A 26,009-nucleotide genomic window follows, 5' to 3' on the forward strand; every position below is an offset into this window, starting at 1 on the left:
CGATGGTACGGCGCCGACCGGCGCCGCGCCGCACATGCGGCGTAGCCGAGCCCACGGGGTGGGCGCTGGCGATTGAAGGGCTATAAAGAGTGACCATCGGTCACTCTTTATAGCCACTGATATGATATAGTTTGGCCGGCGGTTGGCAACCGCCGGCCTCACACCCCGCCGGGTTTGGGGCCGCTATAGCTGCCGAGGATCAGACCCAGCAGGTTTTCCATCGGGATGGCGGGGCCGTCGGCTGCCGGCAGCATCCCGTCCACCAGCCCCCAGGACCGGGCCGGCTGCAGCAGGGCACCATCCTTGGACAGGATATGCAGCGGCACGTGATGGCCGGCTGCCTTCGGATCAGCGATCCAGCCCAGAGCCGGATGATCCCCCAGCATCAAAACCAGCGCATCATCCGGCAGTGACCGCGCCAGCCAATCCCCGGCGGCCCGCAGGCTGTAATCAATGGACAGGGCGTAGGCGCCCGCCATGCTGGTGTAGTCCGGGCGATCCGGCGGGCCATAGGTGCTGCCATCCGCCAGCCCATCCGCCCCGTCCCGCCAGGGCGGCAGCGGCGTCCAGGGGGCGTGGCTGCTGGTCAGTACCAGTTCCAGATAGGCAGGACCGGCGGCAAAGGGCTGGGTCGCATCCAGTGCCGCGAACAGCGCCTGGTCCGGCATCGGCGACCAGCCATAGCGCGGCCCCTGATAGCCCAAGGCCCCCGCATTCAACACCCGGTAAAAGCCCCAGAGCGTACCCTCCGGCCAGGGTTGGGACAAGCCGGGCATGATGGCCTGGGTGTGCCAGCCAGCCTGTTGCAGGGCCGCGACCAGACCGACATGCCCCGCCGCCAGCACCAGCCCCTGCTGCGCCGGCTGTTCCTGGCGGATGCCGGCACGCAAGGTGCCGTGGGCCAGCCAGCTGCGCCCGCCCAGCACCGGGCTGTCCACCAGCCCGGACAGCATGTGAAACCCCTTGGCCGTCAGTTCCTGTTCCAGTAAGGCCAGCCGGGTGGAGACCAGGGGGCCGTGGCGCGGGTCGGTCAAAGCTGACTGGCCATAGGATTCCACCCAGATCAGCACCAGCGGCCGCCCCTTCAACAGTGCGAACCGCAGGGCCGCCGGGATGCCGGTCACCGGATCATGTGCCAGGGCGGCGGCAAGAGCTTGCTGCATCCGCCGCCCCTCTGCTACCCGCGCCATCTGGTCAATGATCGCGGCGACACTGCCCTGGCTGAAAGGCTGCGCACCGGGCAGGCCACACAGGGACAGTAAGGGCAGCCCCAGCGCCAGCGCCCAGGCCAGCCATCGCCCCTCCACCGTCGCCAGCGGACGCACCATGCGGCGATAGGCGAGGGAGATCAGCCCAACCAACCCAGCCAGGATAAGGCACAGCAAGAGGGCCAGCGGTACCGGCCCCATACTGCCCGCCAGCACACCCCAGAGAGCCGGCAGCAACACCGGATCGAACAGCGGTTGCAGGGGCCGCCCCGCCGCCAGTTGCGCCCCCAGATCGGCCAGCCGCAGCAGCACCAAGGGCAAGGTCAGCAAAGAGAGCAACAGGATGCCGCCGAGTCTCGGCGGCCCCGCCCGCCGGGCCCACAGCGCCAGCAGCCCCAGCAACAGGCCCAATTCCGGTGCCAGCGCCAGATAGGCAGGCCCCCACAGCCGGCCCGGATCGCCCGGCAGGCCCAGCAGCAGGCTGAACAGCAGCAGCGGAACCATGATGGACAGAAAGGGTTGGAAAAGGCGTTGGATCATCATGCCGCTGAAAAATAGGGCGGAGCATCGCTGCCGGCCAGACGTTGCCTGCTGTTGGGACTGCCGGGGATGGCGGGCAAGGCACCAGAACGACACACGCCCCCCCCAGCAATCAGCCGTAAGCGTGCAGCCGCGCCCCATTGACCCGCAGCCATTCCCGCGGCCCCTCCACTGCCGGTGTCAGGCTGGCGCAGAGTTCCCAGAAATGGGGGGAGTGGTTCATTTCCTTCAGATGCGCCACCTCATGCGCCACCACATAATCAAACACCGCATCGGGCGCCAGGATCAGCCGCCAGCAAAAGGAAAGCCGGCCGCTGGCCGAACAACTGCCCCAGCGCGATCTGGTATCCCGCACCGACACACCCGTGACCTTGGCCCCCAGGACGGCCGCCTTCAGCCGCGCCCGCTCCGCCAGTTGCCGACGCGCCTCCGCTTTCAGGAAATCGGTCACACGCCGGTTCAAAAACGCGGGGTCGCCCCCCACAAAAAGCAACGGCTGTCCTGCCTCTACCATTAACCGGGGGGCCAGCCGGTGGCCCGACAGGTGGCGAATGCGATAATCCACACCCAGAATCGGCACCAGCGCACCATCTTGAAAGGCGAAACGGGGGGGAACGGCCGACAGGCGTTGTTGCAGCCATTCCAGATGACGTCCGATGAAACGCTGGATATCGGCATCGGACACCTGCGGCGGGGTGGAGACGCGCACAACATTGCGCACCGAATCCACCCGCATCGACAGGCGGCGGGAACGGGCGGAGACCCGCACCTCCACTGGTACCGGCACCGCCGCCAGCGCCATCAGGCGCGGGGTGGAGACGACAGGTGTCCGGTGCCGCGGCGCCGACTTGGTGGCTGCAGGTGTCTTGGAACGGTTGGGGCGGAGAAAGGCGAACATTGCAGGTCCGGTCAGGGCGGCATCCGCCTACCCTACCTGAACCGGCCGTCACCGCAAATGTCACGATGATGAAGCCTGATGACAGGTTGACGGCCCTGTCCTGGTCATTCACAGCCGGCAGAGAGCATAAAAGAAAAACCCCCGCAGCTGGATGCGCCTGCGGGGGTTCTCCGATGAAGTGATCATTCCGCGTCGATGTCGCTAAGAATGATCAGGGTTTAAGTTGCGATAGTCAGGTAATCGCGTAATATTGCTGCGGTGGAGTCATGCGTTAAAGCACCCTCCCTGGTTACGGATCGCAGTTGTTTGCCTGTTTTTCCTTAGGCCGCCCGCTGCGATATGGGCGTTTCTTTTATCAAACTGCCCTCCATGTCTTTGTTACGGTTTTATGGTGCCCCCGTTCTGGAAGGTCGTCAAGGGTCATTTATTGGAAAATACGCAAACCTGACCGAAAGATGTAAAAATCCGCAAAAGCACTTTCCATCGTCGATGGTTCAGGGAAAAAAAGGGCATAAAAAACACCGCGATAGCTGGGCCATCGCGGTGTTTTTCTGACACTCGCCACCCGTCAGGTGGCGGTTATATGGATGCCTCAGGCGGCCACAGTCTTGGTCCGGCCGGACCGCACCGCATCGTTCTGCAAAATGAACTGACGCACGCGCGGTTCGATCTCTTCCCGCCATTTACGGCCGTTGAAGATGCCGTAATGGCCCACGCTTTTCTGCATATGGTTCAGCTTCTTGCTCTCCGGCAGGGCGGAGCAGAGCCGGTGGGCGGCAATCGTCTGGCCGGGGGCGGAGATATCGTCCAACTCCCCTTCCACGGTGAACAAGGCAGTCTTCTCAATGGCGGACGGGTCGACCGTCATGCCGCGCCACTTCATCCGACCGGTCGGCAGCGCCCGTTCCTGGAATACCTGATTGACGGTCTGCAGGTAGAACTCAGACGTCAGATCCATCACCGACAGATATTCATCATAGAATTTGCGATGGGATTCTGCGCTTTCACCGTCACCGCGCACCAGATGGCGGAACAGTTTCACATGTTCACCGACATGCCGGTCCAGATTCATTGACATGAACCCGGTCAACTGCACAAAGCCCGGATAAACCTGACGCAATGCGCCGGGATAATAAAGCGGTACGGTGCTGATGACATTGCGTTCGAACCAAGCGATATCCTTATCCTCGGCCAGCTTGGTCACCACGGTCGGGGCGGCGGCGGTATCAATGGGGCCGCCCATCAGGGTCATGCTGGCCGGCTGGCAGGCATCATCCAACTGGGCCATCAGCGCCACGGCGGCCAGCGTCGGCACCGCCGGCTGACAGACGGCCATGACATGCGTATTGGGCCCCAGGTGACGGATGAAATCCATCACATAGTCGATATAATCTTCCAGATCGAAGCGGCCGCGTGCCAGAGGCACCAGCTTGGCGTCGTGCCAGTCGGTAATATAGACATCATGGTGAGGCAGCAGGGCCGCCACCGTGCCGCGCAGCAGCGTGGCATAGTGGCCCGACATTGGTGCCACCAGCAGCAGCTTCGGGTCATCATGCGGCACGGCGCGGGCGAAATTGACCAGATTGCCGAACGGCTTTTCCAGCACCACCTTTTCGGTCACGGCCACATCGCGGCCATTGACGCGGGTGGTGGGCAGGCCGAATTCCGGCTTGCCCCAACGGCGGGTGGTCCGCTCAATCAGTTCGGCCCCGGCCGCCACGGCGCGGCCAACCTTGGTGTAAGAGGCCGGAACGAAGGGATTCTGCAAGGTTTGCTGTGTGGCCTCCGCCAGCAGGCGCAGCGGTGTCAGGGCAGCATGACGCATGTCGTACAGATGATAGAGCACTTAAAAGCCCCTTTCTCGAACTGGGCGCAATCAACAACCCGCCGCGACCCTCTCCAGGGCAGTCACGCGGCCACCAGACCCTTGGCGTCCCGCAATGTGGCACCCTGTCACAGCTCAACACAAAGGTATTCGCTGTAGATCAGGATGCAACAGTTTAATGACTTAAGAGTTAACGCTATCGCTTAGGGTTTGAGCGTTGTTCAGGCGGAGTCCTCTGCCTTTTCCTTAATCAATAGAGATGTTTCAAACGCTTGACCTGATTGGTGAACCAGCATTCGCCTTTGATTTAGGCGATGTCATGCATCTCGACCCCGGAATCGGCGTGACATGCGATAATTTCACATGCCTGCCTTTCGCAAAACTCATCCCGCAGACTGACCCAGAGCAGCATTCCCCCGCCTTCCAGATGGGGTGTCAGCGCCGTATTGCGCTTATTCCCGATCCAGCGCGCCAACAGGGCGCCCAGCCCGCCGCCTGCACCACCGGCCGCGGCGGCAGCCAGGGCGGTGCCACCGGTGGCCACCACCACGTCCGTTGCCGCCACTGCGGCGATATAGGCGGGCACGCCGATGGCCGCCCCCTGCGCATTGCCGATTTCCTCCGGCGCACCACCGCCCGGCGGGCAGTGGCGGGGGCATCATGAGCAATGTCACCAAGATCGCCCTGTTGCGTCATCCGCTACAGAACCGACTCGTCATTGCCCATCAGGCTGAGTTCGTGGGGGAAGAAGCCGGCCATCGACAATTCATCGATGCCTTTCTGCAACTGGTCTTCGCTGCTGAACAGACCCACCGCTTCCCGCGTTGATCCCTGCTGCGGCACGGCGGCGGGGGTATCCACCATATGATACGTTGGATGATGTCCGGCTGCGTGGCCGGGCGGCTGGGGAATGTCGCGGAACGGCTTGTCGCTCATGGTCGCTTCCTCCATTCGGCTCAGGCGCTGTCAAGGCAACGTCCGGGCCGGTACAACGGTTGCGCCCTCTGCCGGGACAGGCTTTTCACTGGACCGGGTGCCGTCCGCGTCGTAGAGAAGGGGGAGACCCCGCTAATGGGGGCGCGAAATAGCCTTGCCACAAGAGATAGCGGTTAAGCCCCGCAATGCCCGACGCTCTTCCCCCCGCCGCCGAAAGCCCGCATCTGCAGGCCGCCCAGGCCGTTCTGCGTGATGTCTGGGGCTATCCCGCCTTTCGCGGGATGCAGGCGGATATTGTGGAACATGTGGCAGCCGGCGGCGATGCGCTGGTGCTGATGCCCACGGGTGGTGGCAAGTCGCTCTGTTATCAGATCCCGGCCCTGGTGCGGCCCGGTGTGGGCATTGTGGTCTCGCCGCTGATCGCCCTGATGCGCGATCAGGTCGATGCCCTGCGCCAGCTCGGCGTGCGGGCCGCCTATCTCAACTCCACCCTGGAATGGCGGGAGGCGATGGAGGTGGAGCGGGCCTGCGAGCGGGGCGAGCTGGATCTGCTCTATGTCGCGCCGGAACGGCTGGTGACGCCACGCTTCCTGGAACTGCTGGACCGCTCGCGTATCGCCCTGTTCGCCCTGGATGAGGCGCATTGCGTCAGCCAGTGGGGGCATGATTTCCGCCCGGAATATCTCCAGCTTTCCATCCTGCATGAACGTTTTCCCGATGTGCCACGCGTGGCGCTGACGGCAACGGCCGATGCGCAGACCCGCACGGATATCGCTGCCCGGCTGGGCTTGGCGGAGGCACGGCTGTTCCTGGCCAGTTTCGACCGGCCCAACATCACCTATCGCATTATCGCCAAGGACCAGGAACGCCGCCAATTGGTGGATTTCCTCCGCCGGCGGCCGGAAGATGCCGGCATTGTCTATTGTCTGTCGCGCGGCAAGGTGGACGCCATTGCCCAATATCTGCGCGAACAGGGGGTGGATGCCCTGGCCTATCATGCCGGGCTTGATCCCAAAACCCGGCAGGACAATCAGGACCGCTTCATCAAAAGCGAGGGCATGGTCATGGTGGCGACCGTGGCCTTCGGCATGGGCATTGACAAGCCGAACGTGCGGTTTGTCGTGCATATGGATTTGCCGCGCTCCCTGGAAGCCTATTATCAGGAAACCGGCCGCGCCGGCCGTGACGGACTGCCGGCGGAAGCGCTGATGCTCTATGGCTTTGCCGATGTGGTGCAATTGCGCCAGATGGTGGAGGCGTCGGACAGCCCCGCCGCCTATAAGCGCACGGAACGGCAGAAGCTGGAGGCGCTGCTGGGCTTCTGCGAGACGGCGCGCTGCCGGCGCCAGACGCTCCTCACCTATTTCGGGGAAGAATATCCCAAGCCCTGTGGCAAATGCGATATCTGCTTCGAACCGGTAGAGACCTATGACGGCACCGTGGTGGCGCAGAAGGCGCTTTCAGCCGTCTATCGCACCGGCCAGCGCTTCGGGGTGGGCCATCTGGTCGATGTGCTGCGGGGCACCGCCACCGACAAGGTGCTGGAACGCAGCCATGACAAGCTGAAGACCTTCGGCTGTGGCGCCGACATGTCAAAGAATGAATGGCAGAGCGCTTTCCGCCAATTAGTGGCTCATGGTTTTCTGTGCGCCGATCCGGAAGGCCATGGCGGGCTGATCCTGACGGATACCGCCACCGCTGTGCTGAAGGGCCAGGAGACAGTACGGCTGCGCCGTGACCCGGCGGCGGAAAGCAAGCGGAGCGGTGGGCGTTCCAGCGGCACCGCCCCGCGTTCCCGCACCGCCCCCACCGATCTGTCACCGGCTGACGATACGCTGTGGCACGCGTTGAAGGCGCTGCGTCTGGAACTGGCGCGCGAACAGGGCGTGCCGCCTTATGTCATCTTCCACGACGCCACCTTGATGGAAATGGTGCAGGCACGACCGACCGACCTGGATGAGCTGGCAGAGCTGCCCGGCGTCGGTGCGCGCAAGCTGGAACGCTATGGCGAATATTTCCTGGACGTGATCACGACCTATAGCTGACCGGTATGTTCTTCTGGTCCGCGACAGCGGCGCCGCGCTGGCCGATCGGCATATCGGGCGGCACCGTGGTATCGCGCAAAGTGTGGCGCTCCGCCGCCGCATCCAGTTCCGCCCCCAACAGCACGGAATAGGCCCCCAGATAAAGCCACATCAAAAGCGCCATCCCCGCCCCCAGGGAGCCATAGGTGGCGTTATAATCCGCGAAATTGCTGATATAGAGGGAAAAGCCTGCCGATCCCGTGAGCCAGAGCAGCGTAGCTGCCACCGCCCCAGGGCTGACCCAACGCCATTTGGCCCTTCGCCGACAAGGCCCATGGCGGTAGATGATGGACAGGGCCAGAATCAGTGCTGTCGCCAGCAATGGCCAGCGGGACAACCGCACCACCCCTTCCACCAGACGGTCCAGGCCGACAAAATTCAGCACCGCCGGCAGGGCCACCACAGTGACCAACATCACCGCCAGCGTCAGCATAGTGCCCAGGGTGAGGACCAAGGCCGTGCCGGCAAAGCGGACAAAGGACCGGCGTTCCTCCTCCCCATAGGCCATGTTTAATGACCGCATCAAGGCGCGGATACCACCCCCGGCGCTCCAGAGCGCCACGATCAGGCTGAACAGCAGGCCGAAGCCGAGGCTGGCCGGCTTCTGCGCCGTCAGACTGGCCAATTGTGAGAAGAGGATATCCCTTCCCGCCGGCGGCAGCAAAGTTGCGAGGGGCTCAATCTGAGGGCCGATACTGGCCGGGTCAGCGATCAACCCATAGAGAGCCGTACCGGCCACCATTGCCGGGAACAGAGCCAGCAAGCCAAGAAAGGCCACCCCAGCCGCCGCGACACTGATATTGTCACGATCCGCCTCAGCCCAGGCGCGCCGCAGGATCACCCACCAACCCGCCAGGGGAATCGCCAGCGGGGTGTCAGCGCAACGCCCATGATCTGTTTCTACACATGGCTGCTTCGACACGCGCCCTCTCCCTGCAACCAGACCCTGTTTCTGGGCAACGGTTGCAGGGGCGAAGCGTTCCCGCGTCAGGCTGCGGCGGTCAGGTCGGTCAGTTTGGTCAGCAGGTAATCTACATCCTCACTGGCCAGTTCCTCGAACTGGGTGAGGATACGTTCCAGCATCCGGCGGCGATGGCGCTCCAGATCATGGTCCAGACCGTCAAAGTCGGTCTCATTCGCCACGTCCAGAGCGATGCGCAGGGCGGGATAGAGCTTGGGCGGCAGGCCGGTGCGGTCGAACAGGGATTTCAGCCCCAGCCGCCCCGCATCATGGATCAGCAGCCTTGCATTGCTGACCGGCACCTGCCCCAGCTGGGCCACAGCCACTTCAAAGAAGGGCACATCCCCCATACACAGCGCCCGCAGCAACAGGGATGGCGTCAGCCGGTTGTTGCGCCGCAGCTGTACCACCAGCCGTTCCAGCTCCTTGTCACCGGCACCGCCCACCAGCCCATAAGTGGCCCGCTCCCGCGATTGCAGCACAATGTCGGCGGCAATATCATTGGGCAATTCATGTTTGGCGACCAGCCGCTCCCGCAGCTGTTCCGACACCAGCGCCACCAGCCGCTCCGCCACCGTCACCGGCAGATGCGCGCGGTTGACCAGCGGCTCCGCCACGGCTTCACTGTCCGGGAAACGGTCCAGCGCACGGCTCATCGCCTGGGGGGCAACTTCAGCCCCTTCGTTTGAAAGCAGAGCCGCAACGGCCTTCTCGCTGCCGCGCTCCACCAGCACGTCGGCGACCTGCCCGCTCACCTCTGGCCGTTTGGCCACGGCCGTTTGCTTTTCCGAGGAACCGCTGCGGATGATCTCCACCAGATCAGCATCGGTGAGGACGGTCGAGACCTCGATGAAGGGAAGCGCCACTTCTTCCACGTCACGCGCCAGCGACAGGGCGACATCACGGGGAATGGCAGCGCTGCTCTTCAGGCTGTCCGCCAGGGCAGCCCGCACGCGGGTGGCCACGTCGCGCGCCATCATCCGCACAATATCCTCCGCCAGCGTGCGCTCCGATTGCGACAGCTGGGCGGTAAACTGGGCGGCAACCTTGCCGGCCATCTCGGCACGGGTATTGGGTGAGGGATCGGTCAGCAGGCGCTGCACATCCTGTTGGGTCAACATCTCGGACATGGGGTGTTCGCACCCTCCCTCTCAAGGACCGGCCCCCCGCCGCCATTGCGACATGAGGGCAAAGCCCGGATATGTTTAGATAATATTTAGTGCAGCTTGCGGCCAATTGCGACCGTCAAAAAATGGGGCAATCGGGGCATGAACCGTTCAGCGGATGCAACTCAACCGGCACGCCTGCGGGCACGGCGACGGGCAAGTGCCGCCTGTTCCGTATCGGAAACCTTTGCATTAAGGTTAATGGGCCTTTCCGACAAAACCTCCAGCCGGCGATCCTCAAAGCAATCAGCACCTATATTTTCATTTTGGAAACATGCCATGGCGGCGTCGCGTTTAGCCAACAAGTCAATAATTTCTTCCCTATACAAATGCACCAGGGCCGTCAGCCAGCGATTGACCGGCCAACTGGGCCGGGCATGATCAATGGTGAAGTCTTCCAGCATACGGGAGACATCATCGGCGGCATACCAGCACTCCCCCGTCACCCAGCGATTCGTGGTGAAGAGACGGACGGGGCTGCCCAGATCATTGATGGCGATCCCGATCAGATGTGAGAGCGCACCATTGCCATCGGGATCATCCAGGTTCGGCGGCGGCGCCAGCGGGGTCACCCCTGGCGGCATCCCGAAAGGGCGCATGAAGGTGTGGAAATGCCCCGCCTCCCCCATCGGCTGGCTGTTGGCCGGATGGGCATGGAAATAATATTGGGCGTGATATTCCGCGTCATAGACATCCGTGGGCGGATAATGGCGCAGATCGCCCACGGGTGATTGCGCCCCCACCAGCATGGTCAGGACGTTATCGCCTGTCTTGGCCATCACGCGCTGGCACAGCGTGACCTCCCGCGCCGCCTCCAGCCGTTCCGCCAGGGCATCGTCATCCAATTGATCATAGACACTGAATGGCATGGGCGACGCCTCCCGTATCGCGGACAGGGCGGCACCGGGATGCCGCCCCTTTGATCATGATTTGCGCTCTGGCGTCGCGGCATAAGCCTTCTCCGCTGCGCCATGCAGCGGGGCCGTGCGACCGGCATTAGCTAGACTGCCACGATCCAGCAGGCTGAAGGCCGGGTGCTGGCTTTCCACCCCGCCATCGGCCTTTTTCAGAATATCAACCAGGGCCGTCACGGCCGCCGCATCCGCATCCGCCCGCACCACCAGGGTTGCCGCCACGCCGATGGTGGCCACATCTTCAACCTGTTCAGGATAAAGCGAGGCAGGGATCGTCGCGGTCACCAGTTCCGGGTGATCGGCCAGCAGCTTTTCCTGGCCCGGGGCGAAGACCGGCAGCAGAACCGCACCGCATTCCGCCACGGCGCGACGGACGGTGCTGTTGGGGTGCCCGACGGCGAAAAAAGCCGCATCCAATTGGCCATCGCACAGGGCGGCGGCGGCATCATCGGGAGGCATGTCGCCTTCCCCATTGGCTGGCCCGCCCCCCGCAGCCCCCAGAACCAGGGCCACCAGATTGCGCAACGCCGACCCCGTCGGCCCATAATTGACGCGCTTGCCCTTCAGGTCCGCCAAACCCTTGATCTGCGCCGCTGGCTTCGCAACCAGGGTCAGGGTTTCCGGATAAAGCGTGGCGACGGCCCGCAATTCCTGGAATGGGCCCGCGGGGGCGAAACGGCCCTCCCCCTTGAACGCCATCCGCTGCCAGTCAGATTGCACCAGGGCCGCATCGGCCTCCCCGGAACGCAGGGCATTCAGATTATAGACCGGGCCGTCCGTTGCCTCGACCAGACAATGGCGCCCATGCTGGCCCTTGGTCTGGTTCATCACCCGGCAGAGCGCGCCGGCCACCGGATAATAAAGCCCGGTGACAGCGCCGGTTTCTACAATGAACGGTTTTGCCGGTAAAGGGTTCGGCTTGTCCTGGGCGGCAGCTCCTGAGGCACCGGCCAGAAGAAGCGAGAGAACAGCAAAGCTAGCGAATGATAACCTGCGGGAAGACGCCACTCTTTCTTTTTCCTGACGAAAACGGGTCACCTCCGCATGTCGGCCGAGCCGGGCAGCGGGTCTATCTCCACATTGGTATTTCCCTGCTGCAATGTCCACTCCACAATACGGCGTAGAACGGCCCCTGTCGCCTCGTCGAAGGCAGTGATCACATGGTTCAGCGCCGGGCTGCCGGCGCGGACCTGGGCTTCGAACGTTTCACCGGCGACAATGTTCCGCCGGGGCATCCGCACAAGCTTGGCATTGACACGCACGCGGGCTTCCGGTGCGGTTGTGGTCGGATCACCGCCGGCATAGATGGCTTGGAAGTCCCGCAGATCGGTCTTCAACACGAAATCGGCGCGCAGGCCCGAACGCTCCACCCCTACCGCGACGATGCGGCGGCTATTCTCAAAGCTCTCCACCAGCAGGGTCTGGAGCATGTCCGGCCCGGTGTCGGCCCAATTGGCCTCGGCGAAATAGGTGATGCGGTTGGCCGTCTCCCCCAGCGCGATGCGCGGCGTATCGATGGCGCTGTTGGCCAGCGGTGTCTCCACCAGCAACTGCCAGGGCACGCGCGGCAGGCCGGCGACAAAATCGCGCGCCGGCGTCAGCAGATAGAGCCGGGGCGGGCGCCCGCCATTCAGCAGGCGAACCGGCGAGCAACTGGCCAGCGGGGCCAACAGCGCCAGCCCCAGCAAGGCACGCCGGTGCGGGCGGGAAACAGGCTGGGTTGCGGCTTTCTGGCGGGTCATTCCGTCTTCACTCCCGAATTGCCGCCAAACAGCAGATCGGCGGGGTCGCGTTCCAACCGGCGGGTAACGCGGCTGAGATTGGCGGTCAGGTCCTGCAAATGGATCAGCAGCTGGCTGAGATCATAAAGGCCGGTGGAGGTGAAATCGCGGATCGGTTCCCGATTTTCCTCGATCATGCCGGCAAGAGATGCCGACAGACGATTGATTTCCTTGGTTGTTTGCGCCAACTGCGCCGTGATGACGCCGGTATCCTTGCCCACTTTGCCCACCGTATTGTTGGCGGTCACCAGCAGGGTTTCAGCCTGTCGGCTCAACGTCTCCGCCTGACGGCGCAGATCGACGATCAGCAGATTGGCATTGCGGATGGATTCATTGGCATGGCCGGAGGCGGTGGCCAGATTGGCCAGCGTCGTGCCGATGGCCTTCTGGTTATCCTCATTCAGCAGGGCCGACAGGCGGGCGGAAATGGTGATCAGATGTTCCAGCACCTCCGGCGCGCGGGACAGCACGGCGGCGATGGAACTGGGGCGGGAGGGGATGACGGGAATGCCGGAGACCTTCTCCTTCAGCAGCGGCGCCTCCCGGCTGCCGCCGGCAATTTCCACATAGACCCCACCGGTCACACCCACCGGTTCCAGCGAGGCGATGGCATCGGTCTTGATGGGGGTGTCGGCCGGCACCTCCACCGTCACCCGAACTTCCTCCACATTCTCAGGATTGATGCGGATATCCGTAACGGTGCCGACATTGACACCGCGATAGCGCACAGGCCCGCCCTGGACAAGCCCGGTCACGGTGCCGGACACCATGATGTAATAGGGCTGGTAGTCCTTGCTGAACTGCACCTTGGCCAGCCAGATGACGAAAACCATCGCGGCGGCGGCCAAGGCCAGGACGAAGGCGCCGACGGCCGTATAATTGGCGCGTGTTTCCATGCCCTATCCCCTTGCGGCACCGGCCGCGCGCCCGCGCGGCCCATGAAAATAATCGTGTATCCAGGGATGATCCTGTTTCAGCAGGTCATCAATCGTGCCCACCACCACCTTCTTGTCCACCAGTACAGCGATGCGGTCGCAGATGGCATAAAGACTGTCCAGATCGTGGGTGACCATCACCACGGTCAGACCCAGGCTTTTCTGCAGATTGCCGATCAGCTCATCAAAGGCATTGGCGCCAATCGGGTCCAGCCCGGCGGTCGGTTCATCCAGGAACAGGATTTCCGGGTCCATGGCCAGAGCGCGGGCCAGCCCGGCCCGCTTGCGCATCCCGCCGGAGAGTTGCGAGGGGTATTTATCCCCCGCCTCCGACCCCAGCCCCACCATGGCGACCTTGACGCGGGCAATCTCCTCAATCAGGTCGCGGGGCAGGCTGGTATGTTCCTTCAGCGGCACCTGGATATTTTCCAGCACCGTTAGAGAGCTGAACAGGGCGCCATCCTGGAACAACATGCCCCAGCGCGCCTGCAGGGCGATGCGCTCCCGCTCAGAAAGCTGGCGCGTATCCCGGCCCAGAACCTCAATCCGGCCCTCCGTCGGCTCCATAAGCCCGACAATCTCCCGCAATAACACGGATTTGCCGGTGCCGGAGCCGCCGACAAGCCCCATCACCTCCCCCTTGGCGACGCTGAAATCCACGCCATCATGCACCACCTGCTGCCCGAACCGGGTGCGCAGGCCGCTGACGCGGATTACCGGATGATCTTCCCCGCCGGCAATCATCTCAAATCCCGAGATAAGAGAAGAGGATGGAGAAGATGGCATCCAGCACGATCACCAGGAAAATGGAAACGACGACGGATTTGGTGGTCAACAGCCCGACGCTTTCGGCACTGCCGGTCACCCGCAGCCCTTCGTAACAGCCGACCAGGGCGATCACCACCGCAAAGACCGGTGCCTTGACCAGCCCGACAAACAGGGTGGTCGCACTGACGGCGATCTGCAATTGCCGGGTGAACTGCACGAAGTTGATGTCGAGATAGGCATAGGCCATCACCGCACCGCCGGCCAACGCCACCACATTGGCAAAGAAGGCGACCAGCGGCAGCGCCACGAGCAGGGCCAACATGCGGGGCAGCACCAGCAGTTCCATCGGGTCCAGGCCCAGGGTGCGCATGGCATCCACCTCCTGGTTCACCTTCATGGTGCCGATTTGCGCCGTGAAGGCCGAGCCGGAGCGGCCGGCCACGATGATGGAGGTCATCAGAATGCCGATTTCGCGCAACACCCCAATGCCCAGCAGGTTCACCACATATATTTCGGCCCCGAAACGACGCAGCTGATCCGCCCCCTGATAGGCCAGTACAATGCCGATCAGGAAGGAGAGCAGACCGACAATGGGCAGCGCATTCAGCCCCACCTGTTCCAGATGGAAGGCAAACGGCTTCCAGCGGAACCGGCCGGGCGCGCGCAGCAGCCGCAGCAAGGTGACCGTCACCAGCCCGAGAAAATTCAGCATGGCCAGGGCGTCTTGCCCCACCGCGACTGTTACGCGGCCGATACGATCCACAAAGGGAAAGCGCGGCCCCGCCGGCAGCGGCATCGGGGTTGCTATGCCCTGGCTGGCGCGCTGCACCTCCCGCAGCAATTCGCACAGATCCGCGCGGGCACCCACCACGGCGACCTGATGGCCCTGGTTGCGCAGCCGGCGCAGCAGCCGGTCGATGACCAGGGCACCTGCCGTGTCCAGCGCCGTCAGGCCGGACAGGTCCAGGCACACGGAAGCCTCCTGCCGGTCTGGCGCCTTGGCCCGCAGCTGTGTCTCCAGCACCTGGGCGGAGGCAATATCCCAGCGCCCGGCGGCCGTGAGGATGAATTGCCCCTCCGCCCAGGCCGATGTGATGGTTCCCCTTTGCACGTACCCTTCCCGTCGCCGCGTGCTGCCACGCGGCATCATCTGATCCTCCGCGCACTTGACATCACAAGGTCACAAGGGTCAACAGCCAGCACCCGCCCGAGCGGCCCCGGCAGGGTGAAAATGTCAAGAATGCACTATTGCCGGCCCAACTCACTCTCGTGCCAGCGGCGCAGCAAGCGGTTCTGGATGAAGGAGAGGCCGGCGAAAATGGCAATACCCAGGGCAGAGAGCAGGAACAGGGCGGCGAACAGGCGGGGCATGTTCAGCCGGTTGCCGGATTCGATGATCCGCCAGGCCAGCCCGGACGCAGTGCCGGAGCCGGCGACGAATTCCGCCACCACCGCGCCGATCAGGGCCAGACCACCAGAGATTTTCATCCCCCCCAGCAGATAGGGCAAGGCCGACGGTAATTGCAGCCGCCATAATGTCTGCCAGCGGTTGGCCCCATAAAGCCGGAACAAGTCCCGTAGGTTCGGGTCCACCGCCGACAGGCCAAGCGTGGTGTTGGACAGGATGGGAAAGAAGGCGACAATCCAGGCCAGGATCAACAAGGCCAGATTGACCCGCTCATACCCCACCCAGATCACCACCAGCGGGGCGATGGCGACGATGGGGGTGACCTGCAGGGCGACCACATAGGGATAAAGTGCCGCCGCGGCCAGCCGCGACTGGCTGAACAGCAGGGCCAGCGCTACCCCGGTGACCAGGGCCAGCAGAAAGGCCTGCAAGGTGATGCTGAGCGTCAGCCAGGAGGAGGTGAGCAGCAGCGGCCCATCCCGCCACAGCGCGGCCAGAACGGCACTGGGCGGCGGCAGCACGAAGGCAGGAATGGCAAAGGCCCCCACGGCCCATTCCCACCCGGCCAGCACCAGCAACCCAAACAGCGGCGGCAACAGCAGGCGTACCATGCCCTTCATGGCGCCGCCCCCATCGCCTGATGCAGCAAGGTCGATACGGTTCGGCAATGATCATTATAGACAGCACCCGTGCGGGTGGCATAATCGCGCTGCGACGGGAGTTCCACCGGCAGTTCCGCCACAATCCGCCCCGGCCGGGGCCGCATCACCGCAATGCGGGTAGAGAGATAGACGCTCTCAAAGACGCTGTGGGTAACGAAAATGGCGGTGAAGCCATCACGCCGCCAGAGTGACAGCAAATCATCATTCAGTTTCAGCCGGGTGATTTCATCCAGGGCGGCGAATGGCTCATCCAGCAGCAACAGGGCCGGGCGCGTCACCAAGGCGCGGGCCAGGGAGACGCGCATCTTCATTCCCCCTGACAGCTCTCGTGGATAAGATTTTGAAAAATCTAGCAATCCAACTTTTTCAAGTTCCGCCATCGCCCGATCCACCGCCTCCACCCTGGGCACGCCGGCAATCTCCAGCGGCAGGCGGACATTATCGATCACGCGCGCCCAGGGCATCAGGGTCGGTTCCTGAAAGACAAAGCCGATATCGCCCCGGGCAATCGGGCTCTGCCATTGCAGTTGGCCACCGCTGGGCGTCAGCAAGCCGGCGATCAGCCGCAACAGGGTGCTTTTTCCGCAACCGCTGGGCCCCAGCAGGGAGAGAAACTCCCCCCGGTTCAGCGTCAGATCAACCCCGTCCAGGGCCGGCGTACCCTTGCCATAGGCAAGGCTGAGCCCAGCAACGGTCAACAGGGGAGACATGGGCACGCTCACGGCTTCAGTGCCAGGCCCTGGCCCTTGTCGACAAAGCGCAAATCCACCCCCTGCCGCCAATCCAGATTCTGAGGATAAATCCCCAAATCTTTCATTTCCTTTGTAAATTTCTGCCAGCGCTCCGCACTCATATAGCCGACACCCTGGGTGGCGGCATCACCGCCGGTGACCAGCCCGTACTCAATAATCTTCTGGCGTGCATTGGCCAGCGTGGCATCGTCAATATCGGGATTCTGCTTTTTGATCAGGGCATAGGCCGCCGCAGGATCACGCGTCAGAAAATGGTACCAGCCCTCAATGCTGGCCTCCACAAAGGCCTTCACCACCGCCTCGCGCCTGGTCAGCACATCCTTGCGCACCATGATCATCGCGGAATAGGAGGCAAAGCCATTATCTGCCAGCAGGAAGACCTGCGGCTTCACCCCCGCCTTTTCCGCCGTGAAGGGTTCCGACGTTACATATCCCTGTTGAATGGCTGATTTATCAACAAGAAAGGGAGCGATGTTAAAGCTATACTTTCGAATTTGAATGTCGCTGTAGCCATAGCGGGAAGCCAGCCAGCGCCACATGGTGTTGACGGAGGGATCGCCGATATGGATCGGCTTGCCCTTCATGTCGGCCAGACTGGTCACATCACTGCGTGGATGCGACATCAGGATCGTCGGGTCTTTCTGGAACATGGCGGCGACCGTGACCACAGGGGCACCGACGTCAATCAGATTCAAGGTGAAGAAGCCACTGGAAGCCATTGCCCCGTCAATGGAACCTGCTGCCAGCAGTTTCTGCGGGTCCATCCCTGTGCCACCGGGGCGGATCTCCACTTCCAGCCCGCGCTTGGCATAAAGCCCCTCCGCCAGCGCCTGATAGAAGCCGCCCTGCTCGGCCTGGGCCACCCAATCCGTCATGAAAACGAACTTCTCTGCCGCCCCTGCCGGCAGGCCGACCAGCACAGCCAGGGCACATAGCGAAAGCAGGCGGGGGATGGATTTGGCAGGCTGGCGCATCTTCTCTTGTTCCTCTGGCGGTCGCGGCCTGATAGTAGCGCTGCAGCGCCAATTGTCGAGCGGCCCCGCCGCCTGTCGGTATCCATGAATGATCAAAATCTTCGTATACTCATCAAGCAGGTGGCGGTCGACTTACCGCTGGGTGTGCCCCCGGCGGCAACACCCTGCCTGTTCAGCCTGACGCTGGAAACGGATATTACCGGCCCCTTTCTGGGCGATACGGATGACCTGCATATCACCATCGATTACAGCCGGATCGTGCGCCATATCCTGCAGGTGCTGCCCGGCCAGGGGCCCTTTGCCGATGCGGCCACTGTCGCTGAGGCCGTACTGGTCTATGTGACGGCCTTTGACGAGCGGATCACCGGCCAGCATCTGTGGATGCAGGCGGGCCACTTGGAACTGGAACGGAATTGGCGGCGCGGCACATGACGGAACAAACCCTGCTGATCACTGGTGGCGCCCGCCGGCTGGGTGCTGCCCTGGCGCTGGCCTGTGGCCGGGCCAGGTTCAACATTGTCATCCACCACCGTGATTCCGGCGGGGCGGATGCTGCCGACGCAATCCTGGAAGAGATCCGCCAAGCCGGGGCCAAGGCTGCCGCCGTCACCGCCGACCTGAGGGAGCCGGCAGCGATCGAGGGCATGGTGGCCCGCGCCGTCACCGCCATCGGCCAGCCCATCACCGGGTTGATCAACAGTGCTGCCCCCTTTGATTGGGACGATATCGAAACGATTACGGCGGAGCGGATGCTGGCGCATTATCTGCCCATCGCCGTCGCCCCCGCCCTGCTCTGCCGGCAGTTGCTGGCCCAACTGCCGGCGGGGGTGACGGGAACGGTGATCAATATTCTGGATCAGAAGCTTGCCGCCCCCCATGGCGACCATCTCAGTTACAGCATGGCCAAATATGCGTTGATGGGCTTGGGTGAGATGCTGGCGCGCGCCGCCGCCCCCCGGCTGCGCGTCAATGCCATCGCACCCGGCTATACATTGCCGGCGCCCGGCCAGGATGTGGCCGATTTCCAGCGCCTGCATCATCGCACCCCCCTGGGCCGGGGACCGGAGGCGAGCGATATCACTGACGCCGCCCTCTATCTGCTGCGCAGCCCGGCGGTGACGGGCCAGACGCTGTATGTCGATGCCGGGATGCGGTTCAGTCCCCTGGCGCGGGATATCAGCTTTTATTGAGTCGTTTTCCCCGCTTGCCGGCCCCCCGCCTCATCTGCCTATACTGTTATGGTTGCAACAACGCGGAGGGCTGCGGGCGCCGTACCATTCCCCGGATCCGGTCATCATCGCCATGACCGCCTTCGCTGGGCCGCCAACCCGCGGCGTAAGCATGAGCACATTAGAAGAATTCATCCGTTCGCGGCATATCACCGAGGTTGAATGCCTGGTGCCTGATCTGGCCGGCATTGCCCGTGGCAAGATCGTGCCGGCCGACAAGTTCCTGCGCATTATGCGGGATCGTGGCCTGCGGCTGCCGGAATCGATCTTCATCCAGACCGTCACCGGTGAATATCCGGAAGACGAGGATGTGACGTCGGTGGAAAATTGGGATGTCTATATGACGCCCGATCCCCAGACGGTGCGAATGGTTCCCTGGTACAATGAACCCACGGCGCAGGTGATCTGCGATTGTTTTTATGCCGACGGTTCCAGCGTCGATATCTCCCCCCGTTCGGTGCTGAAACGCGTGCTGAAGCTGTATGAGGATCGGGGCTGGCGGCCGATCGTGGCACCGGAACTGGAATTCTTCCTGGTCGCCGTCAATAAAGATCCGGATTATCCGCTGGTGCCGCCCGTCGGCCGGTCAGGCCGGCAGGAAAGCGGGCGTCAGGCCTATGGCATCGACGCCGTCAACGAGTTCGACCCGATCTTCGAGGATGTCTACGATTTCTGCGCCAAGCAGGAAATCGACGTGGACACGATGAGCCATGAGGCCGGTGCCGCCCAGATTGAGATCAATTTCAATCATGGCGACGCGCTGGAACTGGCCGATCAGGTCTTCCTGTTCAAGCGCACGGTGCGCGAAGCGGCGATCCGGCATCAGGTCTATGCTACCTTCATGGCAAAGCCGATGCAGAATGAGCCGGGCAGCGCCATGCATGTCCACCAGTCGCTGGTGGATGCCACCACGGGGCAGAATCTGTTCGCCACGCCCGACGGCGATGACACGCCTCTGTTCATGAGCTTCATCGCCGGGTTGCAGAAATATCTGCCTTACGCCATGCCGCTGCTGGCGCCGAACGTGAATTCCTATCGCCGTTTGGTGCAGGGATCGGACGCGCCCATCAATGTGCATTGGGGCCGCGATAACCGCACCACCGGCTTCCGCGTGCCCGTCAGCCCGCCGGAAGCGCGACGGGTGGAAAACAGGGTGGCTGGTGCCGATGCCAATCCGTATCTGGCGCTGGCCGCATCACTGGCCTGCGGCTATCTGGGGATTTCGCAGGGGTTGGAACCGAGCGATCCGGTGAAGGGTTCGGCCCACCGGCTGGCCTTCTCCCTGCCCCGCCATCAGGCCGATGCGCTGACCAAGTTCCACGCCTGCAAGCCGTTGAAGGAAGTGCTGGGAGAACGGTTCGTGGCGGCCGTCGGCTATGTGAAGCAGGCGGAATATGATGCCTATCAGCGGGTGATCAGTTCCTGGGAACGGGAAAACCTGCTGCTGAATGTGTGACGGGAGGGGGGCGGCCACCCTTGGTCGCCCCCGTTACCATTTCATGACCAAAGCCATGCGCGGCGCGCAGCCTTGCCCCGGCGGCGGCCCCGGCTGGCAGAATCGGCAAAAAGCAATTATATTTCCATCATCGTCAACAGCGATGGGGATCCATCATGCGTTACTTTTTCTTTCTTCCTATGCTACGGCTCGGTGCATTTTCTCCGTTCGCCGCTCACGTTGTGAAGACCCCGGCCGACCGCCGCGATTGAGGCGATAGGGCCTGCTTCTTTTAGCAGTCTCCATTTTTCAGTCTGAACCAATCAGATACGCCGAAATTCGTTTTCAAGGTTTCGGCATGGTTGTCAGGAACACGCCCCGGCGATTACTTTCGCCGGGGCGTTTTATTGTGCCCAAGACAACAGCCGTGAGGATGCCCAGGCCATGACCACCCCTGTCGCAGATGGATTCCACATGCCGGCCGAATGGGCCCCGCATGTACGCTGCTGGATGGCCTGGCCCGTCCGGGCGGAGACCTTCCCCAACGGGCTGGATGCCGCCCGCGCCGCCTATGCCGCCGTGGCCCAGGCCATCGCCCAGTTCGAACCGGTGACCATGCTCTGCCCCGATGGCGCCTTGGCAGAGGTGAGCCTGGCCTGCGGCAAGGGCGTGAATGTGCTGCCCCTGCCGACCAGCGACAGCTGGGTGCGCGACAATGGCCCCAGCTTTGTCATCAATGGCAAGGGCGATGTGGCCGGGGTCCATTGGGGCTTCAACGCCTGGGGCCGCAATTATGATGATTTCCAGCCCGACACGGAGGTCGGTCGACTGATCTTGGAGCAGCAGGGGTTCAAGCGCTATGGCGCGCCCCTGGTCATGGAAGGCGGTTCCTTCCATGTTGACGGCGAAGGTACGCTGCTGACCACAGAGGAATGCCTGCTGAACCCCAACCGCAACCCACACCTCTCCCGTCAGGAGATTGAGGGGCATCTGCGCGACCATCTGGGCGTCAAGCAATTCATCTGGCTGGCCCGGGGGTACGAGCAGGATGAGACCGACGGCCATATCGACGAGATCGCCTGTTTCGTGAAGCCGGGCGTGGTGCTGACCATGGTGACGGATGACACGTCAGATCCCAATTATCCGGTCTTCCAGGATAATCTGGCCCGCCTGTCCGCCGCGCGCGATGCGGCGGGGCGGGCGTTGGAAATCGTCACCTTGCGCACCCCCGCCCGGCAGGAGCAGAATGGCACCCGCCTTACCCTCTCCTATACTAATTTCTACATGGCCAATGGCGGCATCGTGATGCCCTTCTTCGAAGACCCGATGGATGAGGAAGCGCTGCGCACTTTCCGCAAGCTTTTCCCCGACCGCAAAGTCGTGCCGGTGCCAGCCCTGGACATCGTGCGCGGTGGCGGCGGCATCCATTGCATCACCCAGCAGCAGCCGGCTGGCTGATCGGCAATATCCTTCGTTCCAACCCCCCTTTACAAACCAGCCCTGGAGCCTTGTTCATGAGCGACCTGAACCTGCCCGCCATTGACAGCGTGGCGGCGGAATTGATCAGCGTGCGCGATTTCATCCGCTATGCCGTCAGCCGGTTCAACCGGGCAGGGCTGGTGCATGGCCATGGTGCCTTCACCGCCTATGACGAAGCCGTCTTCATGGTGCTGGAGACGCTGAAGCTGCCGGTGGACCAGTTGGAGCCCTATCTGGAGGCCCGCCTGCTGCCGGCGGAGCGGCAGTCCCTGGCCAGCATCATCCATGAACGGGTCACCAGCCGGAAGCCCGCCGCCTATCTGACCAAGCGCACCTATATCCAGGGCGTGCCGTTCTATGTCGATGAACGGGTGATCGTGCCGCGCTCCTTCATCGGCGAATTGCTGTTCGGGGAGATGTTTGGCGGCGAGCAGGATTTTACCCTGGTCGATGATGTGATGGATGTGGAACGGGTGCTGGATCTCTGCACCGGGTCCGGCTGTCTGGCCATTCTGGCAGCCAAGATTTTCCCGGAAGCCAAGGTCGATGCGGTCGACCTGTCGCCCGACGCGCTGGAGGTGGCGAAGATCAATGTCGCTGACCATGCGCTGGAAGAACGGGTGAAGCTGTTCAATGGCGACCTGTTCAAGCCGCTGAAGGGCAAGAAGTACGACCTGATCATCAGCAACCCGCCCTATGTCGATGCCGAGGCCATGGCCAACCTGCCCGAGGAATATCAGGCTGAGCCGCGCATGGCCCTGGTAGGTGGTGGCGATGACGGGATGGATATTGTCCATCGCATCCTGAAGGAAGCGCCGAAGTACTTGAACGAAGGCGGCGGGCTGCTGGTGGAAGTTGGCACCGGCCGTGCGGCACTGGAAGAAGCCTATCCCGACGCCGAATTCCTCTGGCTGGAAACCGAAATGTCCTTTGGCGAGGTGTTTTGGATCACCAAGGACCAGTTGGAAGATCTGTAATCAGATCTGGGGGCGGCTGTCAGTCCGCCCCCTTTTCTTTTACCCAGCCAGTTTGGCCAGCCGCGCCCGTCCAGCCTTGCTGCCATTGGGGCGGCCCAGTTCCCGGCTGATCCAGTCGCCGATCCGCGCCACCTCATCCAGATCAACGCCGGTGGACAGGCCGAGCCCCTCGAACAGATACAGCAATTCCTCTGTCGCCACATTGCCGGAAGCACCCTTGGCATAGGGGCACCCCCCCAGGCCGGCAACGGCGCTGTCCATCACCGTCACGCCCTGATCCAGACAGGCCAGGATATTGGCCACCGCTTGGCCATAGGTATCGTGGAAATGCAGGGCCAGCCGATCCACCGGTACATCCTGCACCACCCGCCGCAGCATGGCGGCGGCCTTGGCCGGGGTGCCGACGCCAATCGTGTCACCGAGGCTGATCTCGTAACAGCCCATCGCCGCCAAAGATGCTGCCATGAACGCCACCCGCGCCGGATCGATTTCCCCGTCATAGGGACAGCCGAGCACGCAGGACACGTAACCCCGTACCCGTAGACCGGCATCCAGTGCCGCCGCTACCACGGGGCGAAACCGATCCAGGCTTTCGGCCATGCTGCAATTGATATTGCGCTGGCTGAACCCCTCCGACGCCGCACCGAATATGGCAATCTCCGCCACACCGGCCACCATCGCCGCTTCCAACCCCTTCAGGTTGGGCACCAGGACGGGATAGGCGACGCCGGGAACGGGCGACAGGCCGGCCAGCACGGCCGCGCTGTCGGCCATCTGCGGCACCCATTTGGGGGAAACGAAGGCCCCCGCCTCCACATGGGTCAGGCCAGTGCGCGCCAGACGATTCACCAGGGCGATCTTCACATCCAGCGGAACGATGGCGGGTTCATTCTGCAGCCCGTCGCGCGGGCCGACCTCCACAATGCGGATGGCGGGCATGGTTCCTCCTTGTTTTTATGGAATACAGGGATAGGTCAGCATCCCTGCCCTACACAAGAAAAACCTGCCCGCCAGCCGGGATCAGTGCGCACCGAGGCCGCGCAGCCCGCCCTTCTCCGCTTCTTCCAGGAACCAGCGATAGGTCAGCGCCAAACCGTCGGCCAAGCTGGTTTGCGCCGTCCAGCCCATTTCCGCCAGCTTGGAATTATCCATCAGTTTGCGCGGCGTGCCGTCGGGCTTGCTGGTGTCATAGGTGAAGCGTCCGCGATAACCCACGGTGGCGGCAATCTGTTCGGCCAGCGTGCGGATGGTGACTTCCCGGCCGCTGCCGACATTCACATGATCATAGCCGCTGTAATTCTTCAGCAGGAAGACCAGGGCATCGGCCAGATCTTCCACATAAAGGAATTCACGCAGTGGCTTGCCAGTCCCCCACAATACCACCACGTCCTTGCCATCACGCACAGCATCGTGCAGCCGGGACATCAGCGCGGGCAACACATGGCTGCCAGAGGGGTGGAAATTATCGCCGGGACCATAAAGATTGGTCGGCATGGCGGAGATATAGTCGCAACCATGCTGCTTGCGGAACGCCTGACACAGTTTGATGCCGGCGATTTTGGCAATGGCGTACCATTCGTTGGTCGGCTCCAGCGAGCCGGTCAACAGCGCATCTTCCCGCATCGGCTGGGGGGCCAGCTTGGGATAAATGCAGGAAGAGCCCAGGAAGAGCAGTTTTTCCACACCGGTGCGGAAGCTGGCCTGCACGATATTGGTTTCGATGACCAGATTATCGTAGAGGAAATCCGCCGGATAGGAATTGTTGGCCAGAATGCCGCCAACCTTGGCGGCGGCAACCACCACGGCGTCGGGCTTCTGAGCGGCCACCCATTCTTCAACCGCCGCTTGACGGGTGAGGTCCAACACGTCACGCCCGGCGGTCAGTACCTCACAGCCTTCGCTGGCCAAGCGGCGTACCACGGCGCCGCCCACCATGCCACGATGACCGGCAACCCAAACCTTCTTGCCGGTCAGATCATAGGGGCGCAGTTCGTCAGACATTGCCAGCGCTCCGTCAGGCCATCAGCTTCAGGTCGGATTCCATCATGTCGCGCACCAGTTCGGCGAACGGCGTGCTGTGCTTCCAGCCCAGCTTTTCCAGGGCCTTGGACGGATCGCCCAGCAGTAAATCCACTTCCGTGGGGCGGAAATAGCGGGGATCGACCTTGACCAGTTCGCGGCCGCTGGCACTGCAACGCCCCACCTCGTCCACGCCACTGCCCGACCATGTGATGGTCACGCCGGTATGGGCGAAGGATTTCTCAACGAACTCCCGCACCGTATGCATCTCACCCGTGGCCAGCACGTAATCATCGCCGGCATCCTGCTGCAAGATGCGCCACATACCTTCCACATAATCACGGGCATGGCCCCAGTCCCGCAGGCTGTCCAGATTGCCCAGATACAGGCAATCCTGCTTGCCATGGTGGATGGCCGCCACCGCACGGGTGATCTTGCGGGTGACAAAGGTTTCGCCCCGGATCGGGCTTTCATGGTTGAACAAAATGCCGTTGCTGGCATGGAGACCATAGGCCTCCCGGTAATTCACCGTGATCCAATAGGCGTAGAGCTTGGCGGCAGCATAGGGGCTGCGCGGATAGAAGGGGGTGGTTTCCTTCTGCGGCGTCTCCTGCACCTTGCCGTACAGTTCAGAGGTCGACGCCTGATAGAAGCGGGTCTTCTGTTCCAGCTTCAGGATACGGATGGCTTCCAGCAGGCGCAGTGTGCCGATGGCGTCGGCGTTAGCCGTATATTCCGGGGTCTCAAAACTGACCTGCACATGGCTCTGCGCCGCAAGATTATAAATCTCGTCCGGCTGGGTTTCCTGCACAATCCGGATCAGGTTGGTGCTGTCCGTCAGGTCACCGTAGTGCAGCTGGAACCGCACATCCTTCTCATGGATATCCTGGTAAAGATGGTCAATGCGGCCGGTATTCAGCGAGGAGGAACGACGCTTCACCCCATGGACGATATAGCCCTTGGACAGCAGCAGTTCAGACAGGTAGGCGCCATCCTGCCCCGTCACACCGGTGATCAACGCGACCTTACGCGACATATCCACTCTCCAGTTGGCTGGC

General features: G+C 62.7%; 25 protein-coding genes. 6 read left to right on the forward strand and 19 right to left on the reverse strand.

Translation table 11 applies throughout. The annotated features are described in order from the left end of the window. Nucleotides 1–158 precede the first annotated feature (158 nt). The 5 genes from GE253_RS12425 to GE253_RS12445 form a co-directional block, all read right to left on the reverse strand. The gene (locus GE253_RS12425) at nt 159–1,751 is read right to left on the reverse strand and encodes a sulfatase-like hydrolase/transferase (protein WP_153204453.1); all 1,593 of its coding nucleotides are present in this window, start codon (nt 1,749–1,751) and stop codon (nt 159–161) included. 109 nt (nt 1,752–1,860) lie between these two features. Then, complete coding sequence (locus GE253_RS12430; protein ID WP_153204454.1) at nt 1,861–2,646, reverse strand: SprT family zinc-dependent metalloprotease; 786 nt, start codon at nt 2,644–2,646, stop codon at nt 1,861–1,863. 592 nt (nt 2,647–3,238) lie between these two features. Continuing rightward, the gene (gene phaZ, locus GE253_RS12435; protein ID WP_348770840.1) at nt 3,239–4,492 is read right to left on the reverse strand and encodes a polyhydroxyalkanoate depolymerase; all 1,254 of its coding nucleotides are present in this window, start codon (nt 4,490–4,492) and stop codon (nt 3,239–3,241) included. Nucleotides 4,493–4,778: 286 nt separating this feature from the next. Further along, nucleotides 4,779–5,057, reverse strand: coding sequence for a hypothetical protein (locus tag GE253_RS12440; protein WP_153204455.1), 279 nt, complete (start codon nt 5,055–5,057; stop codon nt 4,779–4,781). A gap of 113 nt (nt 5,058–5,170) precedes the next feature. Then, entirely contained in the window at nt 5,171–5,407 is a 237-nt protein-coding gene (locus tag GE253_RS12445) for a hypothetical protein (RefSeq protein WP_153204456.1), read from the reverse strand. A gap of 185 nt (nt 5,408–5,592) precedes the next feature. On the opposite strand from GE253_RS12445, the gene recQ reads away from it, so the two are divergent. Continuing rightward, nucleotides 5,593–7,452, forward strand: a complete 1,860-nt coding sequence (gene recQ / locus GE253_RS12450) for a DNA helicase RecQ (RefSeq protein ID WP_153204457.1) — start codon at nt 5,593–5,595, stop codon at nt 7,450–7,452. Here the strand turns inward: recQ and GE253_RS12455 are convergent. The 11 genes from GE253_RS12455 to GE253_RS12505 all read right to left on the reverse strand — a co-directional run bounded on the left by GE253_RS12455 (nt 7,436) and on the right by GE253_RS12505 (nt 17,812). After that, on the reverse strand, nt 7,436–8,413 hold the full coding sequence (locus GE253_RS12455; protein WP_348770841.1) for a YihY/virulence factor BrkB family protein: 978 nt from the start codon (nt 8,411–8,413) through the stop codon (nt 7,436–7,438). The two genes, recQ and GE253_RS12455, sit on opposite strands and share 17 nt — an antisense overlap. 65 nt (nt 8,414–8,478) lie before the next feature. Further along, on the reverse strand, nt 8,479–9,582 hold the full coding sequence (locus GE253_RS12460; RefSeq protein WP_153204459.1) for a DUF2336 domain-containing protein: 1,104 nt from the start codon (nt 9,580–9,582) through the stop codon (nt 8,479–8,481). Between the two features lie 161 nt (nt 9,583–9,743). Next, nucleotides 9,744–10,487 (reverse strand): hypothetical protein, encoded by a 744-nt coding sequence (locus GE253_RS12465; RefSeq protein WP_153204460.1) that lies wholly within the window; start codon nt 10,485–10,487, stop codon nt 9,744–9,746. A gap of 54 nt (nt 10,488–10,541) precedes the next feature. Further along, a complete protein-coding gene (locus GE253_RS12470) occupies nt 10,542–11,540 on the reverse strand; it encodes a TAXI family TRAP transporter solute-binding subunit (protein WP_153204461.1) in 999 nt (332 codons plus the stop codon). A gap of 26 nt (nt 11,541–11,566) precedes the next feature. Continuing rightward, nucleotides 11,567–12,274: an ABC-type transport auxiliary lipoprotein family protein gene (locus GE253_RS12475; protein ID WP_153204462.1), complete on the reverse strand. Its 708-nt coding sequence runs from the start codon at nt 12,272–12,274 to the stop codon at nt 11,567–11,569. Next, nucleotides 12,271–13,209 (reverse strand): MlaD family protein, encoded by a 939-nt coding sequence (locus tag GE253_RS12480; RefSeq protein ID WP_153204463.1) that lies wholly within the window; start codon nt 13,207–13,209, stop codon nt 12,271–12,273. Before GE253_RS12480 ends, GE253_RS12475 begins: the two co-directional genes overlap by 4 nt. A gap of 3 nt (nt 13,210–13,212) precedes the next feature. Beyond that, on the reverse strand, nt 13,213–13,992 hold the full coding sequence (locus GE253_RS12485; RefSeq protein WP_247878630.1) for an ABC transporter ATP-binding protein: 780 nt from the start codon (nt 13,990–13,992) through the stop codon (nt 13,213–13,215). Nucleotide 13,993: 1 nt separating this feature from the next. After that, nucleotides 13,994–15,166 (reverse strand): MlaE family lipid ABC transporter permease subunit, encoded by a 1,173-nt coding sequence (locus GE253_RS12490; protein ID WP_247878631.1) that lies wholly within the window; start codon nt 15,164–15,166, stop codon nt 13,994–13,996. Between the two features lie 95 nt (nt 15,167–15,261). Beyond that, on the reverse strand, nt 15,262–16,044 hold the full coding sequence (locus GE253_RS12495; RefSeq protein ID WP_153204465.1) for an ABC transporter permease: 783 nt from the start codon (nt 16,042–16,044) through the stop codon (nt 15,262–15,264). Continuing rightward, nucleotides 16,041–16,796, reverse strand: a complete 756-nt coding sequence (locus GE253_RS12500; RefSeq protein WP_153204466.1) for an ABC transporter ATP-binding protein — start codon at nt 16,794–16,796, stop codon at nt 16,041–16,043. The genes GE253_RS12495 and GE253_RS12500 overlap by 4 nt, the downstream gene beginning before the upstream one ends. An 8-nt stretch (nt 16,797–16,804) precedes the next feature. Next, nucleotides 16,805–17,812, reverse strand: a complete 1,008-nt coding sequence (locus GE253_RS12505) for an ABC transporter substrate-binding protein (protein WP_153204467.1) — start codon at nt 17,810–17,812, stop codon at nt 16,805–16,807. A gap of 84 nt (nt 17,813–17,896) precedes the next feature. Between GE253_RS12505 and GE253_RS12510 the strand changes: the two genes are divergently transcribed. From GE253_RS12510 to prmB, 5 genes are all read left to right on the forward strand, one after another. Continuing rightward, complete coding sequence (locus GE253_RS12510; RefSeq protein ID WP_153204468.1) at nt 17,897–18,244, forward strand: hypothetical protein; 348 nt, start codon at nt 17,897–17,899, stop codon at nt 18,242–18,244. Then, nucleotides 18,241–19,002 carry an SDR family oxidoreductase gene (locus tag GE253_RS12515; RefSeq protein ID WP_153204469.1) on the forward strand — a complete coding sequence of 254 codons (762 nt, stop codon included), beginning with the start codon at nt 18,241–18,243 and terminating at the stop codon, nt 19,000–19,002. Before GE253_RS12510 ends, GE253_RS12515 begins: the two co-directional genes overlap by 4 nt. Before the next feature lie 151 nt (nt 19,003–19,153). Beyond that, entirely contained in the window at nt 19,154–20,497 is a 1,344-nt protein-coding gene (locus tag GE253_RS12520; RefSeq protein WP_153204470.1) for a glutamine synthetase family protein, read from the forward strand. A 423-nt stretch (nt 20,498–20,920) separates the two neighbouring features. Further along, nucleotides 20,921–21,934: an agmatine deiminase gene (gene aguA / locus GE253_RS12525; RefSeq protein ID WP_153204471.1), complete on the forward strand. Its 1,014-nt coding sequence runs from the start codon at nt 20,921–20,923 to the stop codon at nt 21,932–21,934. Between the two features lie 56 nt (nt 21,935–21,990). Then, a complete protein-coding gene (gene prmB / locus GE253_RS12530) occupies nt 21,991–22,932 on the forward strand; it encodes a 50S ribosomal protein L3 N(5)-glutamine methyltransferase (RefSeq protein WP_153204472.1) in 942 nt (313 codons plus the stop codon). 39 nt (nt 22,933–22,971) lie between these two features. Here the strand turns inward: prmB and GE253_RS12535 are convergent, their stop codons facing one another. From GE253_RS12535 to gmd, 3 genes are all read right to left on the reverse strand, one after another. Further along, the gene (locus GE253_RS12535; RefSeq protein WP_153204473.1) at nt 22,972–23,871 is read right to left on the reverse strand and encodes a hydroxymethylglutaryl-CoA lyase; all 900 of its coding nucleotides are present in this window, start codon (nt 23,869–23,871) and stop codon (nt 22,972–22,974) included. An 81-nt stretch (nt 23,872–23,952) separates the two neighbouring features. Next, nucleotides 23,953–24,933 (reverse strand): GDP-L-fucose synthase, encoded by a 981-nt coding sequence (locus tag GE253_RS12540; RefSeq protein WP_282183212.1) that lies wholly within the window; start codon nt 24,931–24,933, stop codon nt 23,953–23,955. 13 nt (nt 24,934–24,946) lie between these two features. After that, nucleotides 24,947–25,987, reverse strand: coding sequence for a GDP-mannose 4,6-dehydratase (gene gmd, locus GE253_RS12545; RefSeq protein WP_153204474.1), 1,041 nt, complete (start codon nt 25,985–25,987; stop codon nt 24,947–24,949). Between the last annotated feature and the right edge of the window lie 22 nt (nt 25,988–26,009).

The sequence above is a fragment of the Niveispirillum sp. SYP-B3756 genome, from assembly GCF_009495745.1.
Lineage (GTDB): Bacteria > Pseudomonadota > Alphaproteobacteria > Azospirillales > Azospirillaceae > Niveispirillum.